This is a genomic window from Allobosea sp. GW821-FHT03A12, from assembly GCF_058986765.1.
Genome location: NZ_JBYSVZ010000006.1, coordinates 259391 through 272559 on the forward strand (window position 1 = coordinate 259391; position 13169 = coordinate 272559).

Genomic DNA, 13169 nt, shown 5'->3' on the forward strand with positions numbered 1-13169 from the left:
CAGGGTGGTCAGCGCAATTCAGAGATTGGCGCCGAGCCCGCGGAGCTCAGCCTTGAGGTCGATCGGCTCGACGAAATGCACGGCCTGCATGCCGACCGAGCGGGCGGCGTCGATATTTTTGGCGCTGTCGTCGACGAAGATGCACTCGCCGGCGCTCAGCCCGTAGCGCTCCAGCAGCACATTGTAGATCGCCGGATCGGGCTTGAGCAGCCGCTCATGCGCCGAGACGATCACACCGTCGAAGCTCTGCAGAAAGGGAAAGCGGATCAGGCACTCCGCCCATTTCTCGCGCGAGAAATTGGTGATGGCATAAACCGCTTCGCCCTTCGCCTTCAGCTCCGCCAGGGTCGCGACGCTGTCCTCGATCGTCGAGGGCACCGTCTCGTGCCAACGCTCGTCATAGGCGCGGATCTCGGCCTCCCATTCCGGATGCTCCGCCACCAGCAGCGCGACCGCCTCGGGCCAGGGCCGGCCGCGGTCCTGCTCGATGTTCCAGGCAGCTGTGCAGACGTTCTTCAGGAACCAGTCGCGCTTGGCATCGTCCGGGATCAGGTTGCGGTAGAGGTGGAACGGATCCCAGCGCAGCAGGACATTGCCGACATCGAACACGACCTTGCGATTCTCAGGCACGACAGGCTTCTCCATTCCAGTTCGCGGCGATGGGATCGCGCGGCTCACGTCCTTGTGCGCGAGCGGGCGTAACTTTCACACCGATTCTGGCGTATTCGCGGTGGAGCATTTTCGCGTGAAGTGGATACCGGTTCGCGTAAAGAAAATGCGACCAGCCAGGAGCCAGAGCATTTTCGCGATCCGCAGGAACGCGAAAATGCTTCGGGATCGACAGTCAAGGTGATGAATGGCTTTCGCAGCGACAGCTAGCTACTGGCCGTGGAACGATCGGCAGGGGCGCTTCTCCGCCTTGCGCGCCGCCTGCTTTGCGCTGGTGCTCGTTCCGGCGCTGATTCTGGTCTGGCAGGCCTGGGCGCATCAGCTCGGCTCCAAGCCCTGGACGCAGGCCGTGCACGACACCGGCACCTGGGCCCTGCGCATTCTCGTCATCACCCTCGCGGTCACGCCGCTGCGCCGCATCCTCGACTGGAACAAGCTGATCGGCATCCGCCGCATGCTCGGCCTCTCGGCCATGGCGTATGCGCTCGGCCATCTCGCGCTTTACTGCATCGACCTCGCCTTCGATTGGGGGCTGATCCTCTCCGAGATCGTCAAGCGCTTCTATCTCGTCGTCGGCATCACCGCGCTGATCGGCCTGGTCGTGCTCGGCATCACCTCGACCGACGGCATGATCCGCCGGCTGGGTTCCGGCCGCTGGCAGCGCCTGCACAACATCGTCTACCTGATCGCCTGCCTCGGCCTGTTCCATTTCGCGCTGCAGTCAAAGATCGACGTCACCCAGCCGGTGCTGCTGACCGGGCTGTTTGCGCTGCTGATGGCCTATCGCGGGCTCAACCGGCTCAAGATTCCGCTGAGCTTTACCTCGCTCGCGCTGACCGCGCTGGCGACCGGCCTCGCCACCGCGCTGGCCGAGACGGCCTGGTATGCCTTTGCCACTGGTGCCTCGGCCTGGCTGATCTTCCAGGCCAATGCCGACATCGTCGTCTACCAAGACTGGACGGCGCTGCGGCCCGGCCATTGGGTCGCAGCCGTCGGGCTCGCGCTCGCGGCCCTGCACCTCTTCCGCAAGCCTGCAGCGCGGCCGGAAGGAATGCGCCGTCATGCTCGGGCTTGACCCGAGCATCTCGTAAGCCAGTGCGAACTGGTCCTGAGATTCTCGGGTCTGCGCTTCGCTTCGTCCGAGAATGACGCCCTGTCAGCCCTCGCGCCGCGCCAGTTCCAAGATCGTCTCGATCATGACGCGGATGGCGATGCCGGCGTCCAGCTCGGTCATGTTCTCCAGCGGCGAGTGGCTGATGCCCTTCTCGCAGCGCACGAATAGCATGGCTGAGGGACAGAGCCGCGCCATCGCCATGGCGTCGTGCCCGGCGCCGGACGGCAGGCGACGGGCCGAAAGGTTCGAGCCTGTGCGGGCGATGCCGGTGGCGAGCGCTTCCTGCAACTCGGCCGCCATCGGCGTCGCATCCTCGCGCGAATAGGGTGTGATGGTCAGGCCGACGCCACGCCGGGCCGCGATCTCGCCGAAGCGCTGCTGGATCTGCCGCTCCATGCTGGCGACGGTCGCACCGATGGGCGCGCGATAGTCGATGGTGAAGTCGACCGCGCCGGGCACGACATTGGTCGCGCCCGGATCGGGCCGGAAGACGCCGACCGTGCCGACCGCCTGGTCATGGCTGCCTGCGATCTCCTCCAGAGCCAGCGCCATCTCGGCGGCGGCGGTGAGAGCATCCCTGCGAAATTTCATCGGCACGGTGCCGGCATGGCCGGCCTCGCCGCTGACACGCACGGCGGCGCGGCTCTGGGCGTTGATTGCGGTGACGATGCCGACGGCCTCGCCCTCGACCTCCAGCACCGGGCCCTGCTCGATATGGACTTCGAGATAGGCCTTGACCGAGCCCGGCTTGCGGGCGAGCGCCGCGATCCCCGCCGGGTCGCCGCCGAAAGCGACGAGCGCGTCGCGCAATACGACGCCGTCCGCATCGCGCGACTCGAGCCAGGCCGGATCGTAATGACCGACCAGCGCCGAGGAGGTCGAAAGCGAGGTCGGGAAGCGCACCGTCTCCTCGTCGCCGAAAGCGATGACCTCAAGCGCGAAGGGCAAGGTGATGCCGGCATCGCGGATCGCCTGCGCCGCCAGGATGCCGGCGACGACGCCAAGATTGCCGTCGAAGCGCCCGCCATCGCGAACCGTGTCGATGTGGGAGCCGATCAGCACCGCCGGCAGGCCGAGGCTCGCGCCTTCGCGCCGTCCCTGCACCGAGCCGGCGGCGTCGATGAAGGCGGTCAGTCCCGCGACCTCCATCGCGCCCTTGACGTATTCCGCCGCCTGCCGGTGCGAGGGCGAGAGATAGAGCCGGGTGATCTTGCCCGTTTCGTCGCTGAAGCGGTTGATGCCGGCGAGGGTGGCGAAGGCGCGGGCGCCGAGGACGGCGGGAGAAGGCAGGGTCGTGGTCATGGGATCAACCTAGCGGGCCGGCCGTGGACGTGGCCAGCCCGCTTTAGCGCGGTGGGATCGATTTGCGTGTCAGTAGGTCGCCCGCCCGCCGGACAGGTCGAAGACCGAACCGGTGGTGAAGCTGTTTTCAGCCGAGGCGAGGAAAGCGACCATCGCGGCAACCTCTTCCGGCAGCAGGAAGCGCCCGCGCGGGATCTTGGCCAGCATGTAGCCGATATGCTCGTCGCTCATCTGGTCGAAGATGCGGGTGCGGGCGGCGGCCGGGGTGATGCAGTTCACCGCGATGTCCTGCTGCGCCAGCTCCTTGCCGAGCGACTTGGTCAGGGCGATCACCGCCGCCTTCGAGGCCGAATAGGCCGAGGCGTTGGGATTGCCCTCCTTGCCGGCGATCGAGGCGACCAGCACGAGCCGGCCGTAATTGCGCTTGATCATGCCGGGGATCACCGCCTGGCAGCAATGCAGGGTGCCGTCGACATTGAGGCGCATGATCTTGGCCCATTCGTCGAGCGGGTATTCCCAGGTCTTCAGATTGGGCCCGGCGATGCCGGCGCTGGTGACGAGGATATCGACGCTGCCATGGCGCTGCTCCAGCTCGGCGGCGGCGGCATTCACCGCCTTGGCATCGGTCACATCGATCGCAAGCCCGCTCGCGGCCGGTCCGATCGCAGCGGCCGCCTCGTTGGCGAGCTTGCCGTCGAGGTCCCAGATCGCAACCTTGGCGCCGCTGGCGGCGAGACGTTCGGCGACAGCGCGACCGATCCCCTGCGCCCCGCCGGTGATGATCGCGACCCGGCCCTTTAAATCGATTTGGTTCATTGAAACGGTATTCCTCCCTGGATCTTGCTTGCGAACTCTAGCGCAAAGCCGGCCAACGCAAAGCCGCGATGGCCTGAGGGGAGGGTTGCGTCAGCTTAACGGGCGTTCCGGAAGGCGCTCGGGCTGAAGACGGTGCGCAAGAGGATGCCGATATCGAGCCAGAACGACCAGTTGTCGATGTACCAGTGATCATAGGCGATGCGGCGGGCCATCTTGTCGTCGGTGTCGGTTTCGCCGCGCAGGCCATTGACCTGGGCCCAGCCGGTGATCCCCGGCTTGACGTTGTGGCGCCTCGCATAGAGCGCGATCTTGCGCTGGAACTCGCGGTCATGGGCGAGCGCATGCGGGCGCGGGCCGACCAGCGACATCTGCCCGGCGATGACATTGAGCAGCTGCGGCAATTCGTCGAGATTGTAGCGCCGCAGGAAGCCGCCGATCCTGGTGATGCGCGGATCGTTGCGCGTCGCCTGCTTGACCACCTCGCCGTCATCCGTTGTCGTCATCGTGCGGAACTTGAAAATCCGGAACGGCTCCTGGTTGAAGCCGTAGCGACGCTGCAGGAACAGCACTGGTCCCTTCGAATCCAGCTTGATCGCGAGCGCGACCAGCAGCAGCACCGGCAGGCTGGCGATCAGGATCGTGCTGGCGGCGAGGACGTCGAAGACGCGCTTGAACAGGATCTGGGCGAAGGAGAGCGCCGGACGCGTCAGCCTGAGCGAGGCGAGCGAGCCGATCCGCACGATATGGGGATTGTCGAAGCGGTCCATGACGCGCTCCGGCGTCAGGTGGATCGCGACCGGCAGGTTCATGAAGGCGTCGATGCAGGCGTCGATCGTCTCCTGGTCCGACCAGGGCAAGGCGATGAAGACGGCGTCCGGCTTGAGGTCGCGAGCACGAGCCGAGGCGGTGACGAGGTCGGCGGCGAGCGCCGCCTGCGGATCGTTGATGCGGCGCGGATCGTTGCTGCGCAGGAAGGCGACGTCGACGATCGAGAAGCCGATGTTCCAGGGCTGGTGACGGGAGACGAACGACATCACTTCGCTCTCGCGGCCGATCAGGAAGACCCGCTCGGAGGTGATCCGGCCGGTCTTCGAAGCCATCGAGATGGTGCGCACGATCGCCGAGCGGGCGAGCGCGATCAGCGGGGCGCCGGCGACATAGGTGGCGAGCACGACCGCACGCGAGTACTGGTCGTTGATCTTGGCCATGAAGACGATGGCGACGAAGGCGACCATCGTCAGATTCCAGACTCCGAACACCGAAGCGATCTGGCCCTTGGTCGAGAGGTAATTCTCGAGGCGGTAGCGGCCGCGCATCAGATTGGTGAAGACGAAGATCGCGGCGATCATCGAGGCGAGCTCGACCGTGACCTTGTCGTTGCCGAGATGGCGGTAGGCGACGAAGTGATAGGCGATCGAGGTGCCGGCGACCACGGTCGCCACGGTCACCGCATCGACCGCCGCCGTGATCAGCCCGATCCAGTGGCGCAGCGCATTGGCGCGCTGGTCTGCCGCTGTTGCGACTTCATAGTCCAGGTCGTTGACGCTCATCATGCCGCGCTCACTCGGTCGCAGGCAGTCCGGATTCGGCACAGGAGATGCGCCGGAGGCCGCCTCGTCGGTCGAAGTGGCAAGGGCGATGCCGCAGCGGCACGGCGGCGAAATCAGCGAAAACAAGCGGAAATCGACCCGCTTCATCTCCCTTCGACCAGGCCGCGATCGCAGAGCGTGCCATAACGGGACAACCGGCTGGGCAAGAGGTCACCGAGGCGCCGAGATCGGCTATGCGATCAGGGAAAGGCCGCATTCATCCTATGGTGGGGTTCCGCTTGACCCCGGCCGGGAACGCAACGAAGACAAAGCCCTACGCCGTCAGCATGGCGATGCGTGCGCCAGCAGCGATCGAGATGAACGTCGTTCTCTTCAAACCCTCGCAGCGACCGGCTGCCCTCGGCGTCCCGCCCGAACCGCCGCGCCGCGACATCGCCAGCGTCCCCGTCGCGGCCATGACGCGCGACGAGGCGCTCGCGCTGATCGAGCACGCCTTCGACGGCGGCCGCCATCTGCACCTGGCCTATTGCAACGCCAATCTCGTCAACATCGCCGCGCGCGATGCGGCCTTGCGCACGCGGCTCGCCGACTTCCTGATCCTGCCCGACGGGATCGGCGTCGACATCGCCTCGCGCCTGCTCTACGGCACACCCTTCCCCGCCAATCTCAACGGCACCGACTTCACGCCGGCCATCCTTTCCGCCCGCAAGCGTCCGCTGCGCGTGATGCTGCTCGGCGGTCGGCCGGGCATCGCCGAGCGCGCCGCGGCGCGGCTGCGGGCCGACCATCCGCAGCATCGCTTCTCGGTGCTGAGCCATGGCTATTTCGGACAGGACGAAGAAGCCGCCCTACTGGCGCGGCTCGCACATGAGCGGCCCGATCTCCTGCTGGTCGCCTTCGGCAATCCGCGGCAGGAGCAGTGGATCGCCGACCATATCGATGCCCGCCATTGCGCAGTCGCGGCCGGCATCGGCGCGCTGTTCGACTTCCTCGCCGGCGAGGTGGCGCGGGCGCCGGAAACCTTCCGAGCCCTCAGGATCGAGTGGACCTACCGCCTCTGGCTCGAGCCGCGCCGACTCTGGCGGCGCTATGTCGTCGGCAATCCCGCCTTCCTCCTGCGCGTGCTGCGCCAGAAGCTGGCAGGACGCGGCGCCTGAGGGTTAGGGCTTCTTCCCGACGATGGAGCCGAAGAGCGGGCCGGCGCCGATCATCACCAGGAAGACCCGGATGATGTGGTGCGCCGCGACGAAGGCGACCTCGGTGTGCAGCGCCAGCGCGATCAGGCTCATCTCGGCGAGTCCCCCCGGCGAATAGGCCAGGATCAGCGGCACCGGCTTGTAGCTGGAGACATGCGCGACCACGAAGGCGAAGACCAGCGTCAGCGCCACCAGGATCACCGTCGAGCCGACGGAGATCATGAGGATGCGCAGGATCGCCTGCGGCGGCGTGCCGACGAAGCGGCAGCCGATGGTGACGCCGAGGATGAGCTGGGCGACGTTGACGATCTCGTAGGGGGGCACGGAATCGCTGAAACCGACGAGGTGCACGATGGCCGAGACCAGCATCGGCCCGAGCAATTGCTTGGCCGGCATGCGCAGCGCATGGGCGAGCATCACGCCGGCGATCGCGCTGGCGACCAGCCAGAACCAGGCCAGCGCCGTGGTCTGGAACATGGAGGGACCGGTATTGCGGTTGATGCCGAGCGAGACGCCTTCGAGCCATTGCACGATGAAAGGCAGCGTCATCACCACCAAGAGGATGCGGGCGGAATGGATCAGCGCGATGGTGCGGGCATCGCCGCCCTTCTCCTCGCCGGTGATCACCATCTCGACGAGGCCGCCGGGCATGCCGGAGAAGAAGGCGGTCACCGGATCATAGCCGGCGACGCGGCGGAAATAGGTGACGCAGCACAGCCCGCAGGCGATCATGAACAGCACCAGGCCACCGATCGTCGGCAGCCAGTTCGGCATCTGCGCGATGATCTCCGGCTTGAAGCCAGAACCGAGCATCACCCCGATCACAGCCGACATGGGCGGGCGGATCACCGGTGGCGCGGCCACCGGTGCGCGGGCGATGGCGGCAATCGTGCAGAACACCATCGAGCCGAGCATCCAGGGCAATGGCAGGCGGTAATGCGCGAAGAGCCAGCCGCCGACGGTGCCGAGCGCCAATGCAAACAGGAAACGGCGCCAGGGAAAGCGTCGCGGCGACAATTCGCTGATGCCGTCAATCGCATCCCTCAGCAGATCCCGCATTGCCCCGATCACCTCCCCGGACGCATGCCAACGGCAAAGCTACGGCGCTGCTATACGCCATCCGCATGGCGATGACAGGGCCTTGTCGGCATGTCGCCCTTGCCCTCGCGGCGGAGCGAAGGAGCGTGGCGGCAAACTCGTCAGGCAACCCCGCCATGCTCGCAAGCCACTGACGAACGGTCGAAAAATCGACGACAGTTGCGGTCCTGCAGATATCTGATAGGCCGTCGGCGTCTTCCGCCCGGCTCGGGGCAGCCATGAGCGAAGACCGCCTTTCGGAAGCGACGGGTCGCGGCAGCGAGGCCATCGGCTTGGCCGAGGCGCTGCCCGCCGCCACAGACGAGGACGGCAGTCCACCGGAACCTCCGGAATCGCGCCCGCCTGAACGGCCGCTGCCGCCGGTCCTCTCCACCCCGTCCCGCGAGGGTTGGCTCGCTGCGCGCCGCAATCGCAGCCGCCTGTGGTGGCGCCGGGCGAGCCCGAACCTGCGCGGCACGGTCTACATGATCACCGCGCTGCTGGTCTACGCGGTGATGGTCGGCGCCTTCAAGCATCTGGGCACGGCGATCCCGCTGATCGAGACGCTGATGATCCGCCAGATCATCATGAGCACGGTGGTCCTTGTCATCGCCGGCCGCAGCCTGCCGCTCGCCCTGAAGACGGACCGGCCGGGCCTGCAGATCTTCCGCGGCCTGATCACGCTGGCCTCGATGCTGTGCGGCTTCAGCGCCCTGCTCTACATCCCGCTCGCCCAGGCGACGGCGATCAGCTTCAGCCAGGTGCTGTTCGTCACCGTCGCCGCCGTGCTGATCCTGAAGGAACGCGTCGATGCGGCGCGCTGGGTCGCGACCATCCTCGGCTTCGTCGGCGTGCTGATCATGCTCAATCCCTCCAGCGAGGGCTTGAACGTCTGGGCGCTGATGTCGCTCGGCGGCGCGCTGTTCGGCGCCGGCATCACCATCAGCGTGCGCATCCTCGGCACCAGCGAGCGCACCGAGACGATCCTGATCTATCAGGGCCTCGTCCTGATGGTCGTGCTCGCCTGGCCGGCCTGGGCTCTCTGGGTCTGGCCGACATCAGAACAATGGTTCTGGCTGCTGCTGCTCAGCCTGTTCGGCACGGCCGGGCAATGGCTGATCACCAAGGCCTATCAGGTCGGCGAGGCCGCTGCCCTCGCGCCGCTCGATTTCAGCCGCCTGATCCTGGCCGGTTTCACCGGTTTCGTCTTCTTCTCGGCAGTGCCGTCACTGACGACGCTCATCGGCGCCGCCATCGTCATCGGCGCGACGCTCTACACCATGCGCCGCAACGCCCGCGGCCGCCCCGGCTCCGACCTCTCATCTCCGCCCTGACCGACGAACGAGACCAGACCATGGCGCATCACCAGCTCGAAGCTTCCCTTGCCACCTGCCATTGGGGCTATTTCGACGCCGGGCTGAAGCCGGTGCTGGAGATCGAGAGCGGCGACAGCGTCACCATCCGCACCGTCACCGGCGGCGCTGCGCATCTGCCCGAGGGCAATGCGACGATCCCGCCGGAAATCCACGAGATCCATGAGAAAGCCGAGCGCATGGTGCCCGGCCATATCCTCACCGGTCCGATCGCGGTGAAGGGCGCCAGGCCCGGCCAGGTGCTGGAGGTGCAGATCCGGAGCGTCAGGCCGCGCACCGATTTCGGCTACACCATGTTCCGCCCGCTCGGCGGCACACTGCCGGACGAGTTCGACTATCACGCCTTCCGCTACATCCATCTCGACCGCGAGCGCAACGTCGCCAACCTGCCCTGGGGCATGGAGCTGCCGCTGGCGCCGTTCTTCGGGGTGATGGGCACCGCACCGCCGGCGCATTGGGGCCGGGTGACCTCGCTGATCCCGCGCGCCTTCGGCGGCAATATCGACAACAAGGAACTCGGCGCCGGCGCGACGCTCTATCTGCCTGTCTTCGTCGAGGGCGCGCTGTTCTCCTGCGGCGACGGCCATGGCGCGCAGGGCGATGGCGAGGTCTGCATCACCGCGATCGAGACGGCGCTGGAAGGCACCTTCGAATTCCATCTGCGCGAGGACCTCTCCTTCGCCATGCCGCGGGCGGAGACGAAGAGCCACCACATCACCATGGGCATCGACCCCGACCTCGACGTCTGTGCGCAGAACGCGCTGCGCGAGATGATCGACCTGATCACCTCCAGGACGAAGCTGACGCGGGACGAGGCCTATATGCTCTGCAGCCTCGCCGCCGACCTCAGGGTGACCCAGACGGTCAACGGCTCAAAGGGCATTCACTGCATGCTGCCGAAGAGCCTGGTGGCGTAACGCCTCGGCTCGAAGCGATCTTGCGGTCCGGATTTCGGACCGCTTTTGCCGCTGCGTCGTGCTAGGCTGGCGCCATGACCAGCTACGGCCAGTTCTGCGCGATGGCGCGCGCCCATGAGACGCTCGGCGGACGCTGGACGCTCCTGATCGTGCGCGAAATCCTCTGCGGCAGCGGCCGCTTTAACGACATCCGCCGCGGCATCCCCCGCATCTCCAAGACGATGCTGTCGGAGCGGCTGCAGGTGCTGGTCCAGGCCGGCGCCCTCCACCGCAGCGAGGGGACGGCCGGCCCGGAATACGCGCTGACCGAAGCGGGGCAGGAACTCGCCGAACTGGTCAAGGCGATGGGCGTCTGGGGCCAACGCTGGCTGCTGCGCCATGCCGAGCAGGAAGACCTCGACCTCGAGCCGCTGCTGGTCGACATGCAGCGGCGCGTGCGCTTCGCGGCGCTGCCGGACGAACCGCTCGTCATTCGCTTCGAGATCGTCGGCTACCCCGTTCGTTTCCTGCTCCTCAAGCGCACGGAAGCTTCGTTTTGCAGCCAGAACCCGGGCTTTCCGGAAGCGCTCACCCTGCGCGGCCCGCTCTCGGCACTGGTCGCCTGGTGGCGCGGCGATGTCAGCTTCGCCGGAAGCGGCCGGCTCGGCCTGTCGCTCTCCGGGCCGCGTGAGCTGATCCGGGCCTTTCCCGGCTGGTTCGAGCTCTATCTCTTCGCCGGCGTCGCGCCGGCCCATCGCGATGAAAGGGCAAGCGCATGAGCGTCCGCGTCGTCCGCCTCGGCACAGAGCGCGACCCTGACGAGGGCACGCGGATCGGCACGGTCCGGCGGGTGCCGCGCGGCGTGCCGAAGGAACGCTATGCCAGCGAGAACTGGTTCGATGTCTGGTTCCCGGTGCTGTCGCCGACCCCTGAATTGATGGCGCAGGCCAAGGCCGCCGAGAGCGAGAAGGACTGGGCCGGCTTCACCCGCGCCTTCAAGGCCGAGATGGCGGAGCCGGTGCCGCGTCATGCGCTCGACCTGCTGGCGACGCTGTCGCATGCGAGCGACTTCTCGGTCGGCTGCTATTGCGAGAACGAGGCCCATTGCCATCGCTCGGTGCTGCGAGCGCTGCTGGCCGAGCGCGGCGCCAAGTTCGCCTGAACACGGTCCGGATTCCGGACCTGACCGGATCGGGTTTTCAGGCGAGAAGGTGGAAAAGCCTCTCACCTGGAAGGACCGCGGCATGACCGAACAAACCGTTCTCGACAGCATCGGCAGGACCTCACTCGTCCCGCTGCGCCATGTCGTGCCGACCAACGGCGCCCGCATCCTGCTCAAGCTCGAAAGCGAGAACCCGACCGGCAGCATGAAGGATCGGATGGCGCTCGCCATGATCGAGGCGGCCGAGGCTGACGGGCGCCTGAAGCCCGGCGGGGCCGTGGTCGAGTATACCGGCGGCAGCACCGGGGTCTCGCTGGCGCTGGTCTGCGCAGTCAAGCGCCACCCGCTCCACATCGTCACCTCCGACGCTTTCGCCCGCGAGAAGCTGGACCATATGGCGATCCTCGGCGCGAAGATGACGGTCATCCCGAGCGAGAGCGGCAGGATGACGGAGAAACTGACCCGCGACATGATCGCGACGGCCGGCGTGATCGCCAGGGAGACCGGCGCCTTCTGGACCGACCAGATGAAGAACCGCGACCAGCTTTCCGCCTATGAGACGATGGCGGCGGAGATCTGGGAACAGACGGGCGGGCAGATCGATGGCTTCGTCCAGAGCGTCGGCACCGCCGCTTCGCTGGCCGGCATCGCCGCCGGCCTGCGGGACCGCAAGGACAGCATCCGCATCGCCGCGGTCGAGCCGGCGGAATCGCCGGTGCTGTCAGGCGGCGCGCCCGGCGCGCACAAGATCGACGGCATCGGCGCCGGCTTCGTCGTGCCGCTCTGGCAGGACGATGCCGCCGATGCGATCGAGCGGGTCTCGACCGAGGAAGCGCGGGCGATGGCGCTCCGGCTGGCGCGCGAGGAAGGCCTGTTCGCCGGACTCTCGACCAGCGCCAATGTCATCGCCGCCTTGCGGCTGGCCGAGCATCTCGGACCGGGAGCAACCGTGGTCAGCGTGATGTGCGACACCGGCATGAAGTATTTCGGCAGCTACCGCGCCGCCCTCGCCGCCACGGCCTGAACCGGCCCCTCTCGCCAGCCGAGCGCGGCCATGCTAACCGCTCCGGCATGACCGAGACTGGACAAGCCCGCATCCAAGCCCGCTTTGCCGCCTGCGCCGCGGCGGGCCGCGCCGCGCTGGTGACCTACGTCACCGCCGGCGACCCCGATTTCGACACCGGCAGCGCGATCCTGAACGCCTTGCCGGCGGCCGGTGCCGACATCATCGAGCTCGGCGTGCCCTTCACCGATCCGATGGCGGACGGGGTACCGGTCCAGCTCGCGGGCCAGCGCGCGCTCAAGGCCGGGCAGACGCTGCGCAAGACGCTCGCCATGGTCACCGCCTTCCGCAAGGCCGGCCACGACACGCCGATCGTGCTGATGGGCTATTACAACCCGATCTGGGCCTATGGCGTCGACGCCTTCCTTGGGGATGCCCGCGCCGCCGGCATCGACGGGCTGATCGTCGTCGACCTGCCGCCGGAAGAGGACGCGGAGCTCTGCCTGCCGGCGCTCGCCGCGGGCGTCAGCTTCATCCGTCTGGCGACGCCGACCACCGACGACAAGCGCCTGCCGCGCGTGCTGCAGAACACCTCGGGCTTCGTCTACTATGTCTCGATGACCGGCGTGACCGGCGGCGCGATCGCGAACTATGACGCGGTCGGTGCGGCGGTCGCCCGCATCAAGCAGCATACCGAGCTTCCCGTCGCGGTCGGTTTCGGCGTCAAGACGCCAGAGGATGCGATCGCGATCGCCAAGGGCGCAGACGGCGTCGTCGTCGGCTCGGCCCTGGTCGAGCGGGTCCGGCTCTCGCTCGACGCCGATGGCAAGGCCACGGAAAAGACGGTTTCGGCTGTCACCTCGCTGGTCGCCGAGCTCGCGGCCGGCGTCCGCTCGGTCGCGAGAGCCGGATCGCCTCAGGCTATTTCAGCCTGAGGCGTGAATCCGTCTCTCCAACTTTTGGTGAGAGCATGATGTCGTCCGAAAACCGCTTCGCACTTTTCGGCATCAT

Annotated in this window: 13 protein-coding genes; 8 read left to right on the forward strand and 5 right to left on the reverse strand. The window is 67.1% G+C overall.

All coding sequences use genetic code 11. The features are described from left to right. Positions 1–18: 18 nt before the first annotated feature. A complete protein-coding gene (locus AC3WLC_RS23555; protein ID WP_493686341.1) occupies positions 19–630 on the reverse strand; it encodes an HAD family hydrolase in 612 nt (203 codons plus the stop codon). Between the two features lie 226 nt (positions 631–856). On the opposite strand from AC3WLC_RS23555, the gene msrQ reads away from it, so the two are divergent. After that, a complete protein-coding gene (gene msrQ / locus AC3WLC_RS23560) occupies positions 857–1744 on the forward strand; it encodes a protein-methionine-sulfoxide reductase heme-binding subunit MsrQ (RefSeq protein ID WP_493686342.1) in 888 nt (295 codons plus the stop codon). Positions 1745–1825: 81 nt separating this feature from the next. Here msrQ and AC3WLC_RS23565 read toward each other — a convergent pair whose 3' ends face one another. The 3 genes from AC3WLC_RS23565 to AC3WLC_RS23575 all read right to left on the reverse strand — a co-directional run bounded on the left by AC3WLC_RS23565 (position 1826) and on the right by AC3WLC_RS23575 (position 5451). Further along, on the reverse strand, positions 1826–3085 hold the full coding sequence (locus AC3WLC_RS23565; RefSeq protein ID WP_493686343.1) for an allantoate amidohydrolase: 1260 nt from the start codon (positions 3083–3085) through the stop codon (positions 1826–1828). A gap of 69 nt (positions 3086–3154) precedes the next feature. Continuing rightward, positions 3155–3901: an SDR family NAD(P)-dependent oxidoreductase gene (locus tag AC3WLC_RS23570; RefSeq protein ID WP_493686344.1), complete on the reverse strand. Its 747-nt coding sequence runs from the start codon at positions 3899–3901 to the stop codon at positions 3155–3157. Positions 3902–3996: 95 nt separating this feature from the next. Beyond that, positions 3997–5451 carry an undecaprenyl-phosphate glucose phosphotransferase gene (locus tag AC3WLC_RS23575; RefSeq protein WP_493686345.1) on the reverse strand — a complete coding sequence of 485 codons (1455 nt, stop codon included), beginning with the start codon at positions 5449–5451 and terminating at the stop codon, positions 3997–3999. Between the two features lie 356 nt (positions 5452–5807). Between AC3WLC_RS23575 and AC3WLC_RS23580 the strand changes: the two genes are divergently transcribed. Beyond that, positions 5808–6608, forward strand: coding sequence for a WecB/TagA/CpsF family glycosyltransferase (locus AC3WLC_RS23580; protein WP_493686346.1), 801 nt, complete (start codon positions 5808–5810; stop codon positions 6606–6608). Between the two features lie 3 nt (positions 6609–6611). Here the strand turns inward: AC3WLC_RS23580 and AC3WLC_RS23585 are convergent, their stop codons facing one another. Further along, complete coding sequence (locus AC3WLC_RS23585) at positions 6612–7706, reverse strand: AbrB family transcriptional regulator (protein WP_493686348.1); 1095 nt, start codon at positions 7704–7706, stop codon at positions 6612–6614. A 257-nt stretch (positions 7707–7963) separates the two neighbouring features. On the opposite strand from AC3WLC_RS23585, the gene AC3WLC_RS23590 reads away from it, so the two are divergent. The 6 genes from AC3WLC_RS23590 (at position 7964) to trpA (ending at position 13093) form a co-directional block, all read left to right on the forward strand. After that, complete coding sequence (locus tag AC3WLC_RS23590; protein WP_493686349.1) at positions 7964–9058, forward strand: DMT family transporter; 1095 nt, start codon at positions 7964–7966, stop codon at positions 9056–9058. A 20-nt stretch (positions 9059–9078) separates the two neighbouring features. Continuing rightward, positions 9079–10014 (forward strand): acetamidase/formamidase family protein, encoded by a 936-nt coding sequence (locus AC3WLC_RS23595; protein WP_493686350.1) that lies wholly within the window; start codon positions 9079–9081, stop codon positions 10012–10014. A 74-nt stretch (positions 10015–10088) separates the two neighbouring features. After that, positions 10089–10772 (forward strand): winged helix-turn-helix transcriptional regulator, encoded by a 684-nt coding sequence (locus tag AC3WLC_RS23600; RefSeq protein ID WP_493686351.1) that lies wholly within the window; start codon positions 10089–10091, stop codon positions 10770–10772. Then, positions 10769–11155: a DUF488 domain-containing protein gene (locus tag AC3WLC_RS23605; protein WP_493686352.1), complete on the forward strand. Its 387-nt coding sequence runs from the start codon at positions 10769–10771 to the stop codon at positions 11153–11155. Before AC3WLC_RS23600 ends, AC3WLC_RS23605 begins: the two co-directional genes overlap by 4 nt. Before the next feature lie 82 nt (positions 11156–11237). Then, a complete protein-coding gene (locus AC3WLC_RS23610; RefSeq protein WP_493686353.1) occupies positions 11238–12179 on the forward strand; it encodes a PLP-dependent cysteine synthase family protein in 942 nt (313 codons plus the stop codon). A gap of 47 nt (positions 12180–12226) precedes the next feature. After that, positions 12227–13093, forward strand: coding sequence for a tryptophan synthase subunit alpha (trpA, locus tag AC3WLC_RS23615; protein WP_493686354.1), 867 nt, complete (start codon positions 12227–12229; stop codon positions 13091–13093). Positions 13094–13169 lie beyond the last annotated feature (76 nt).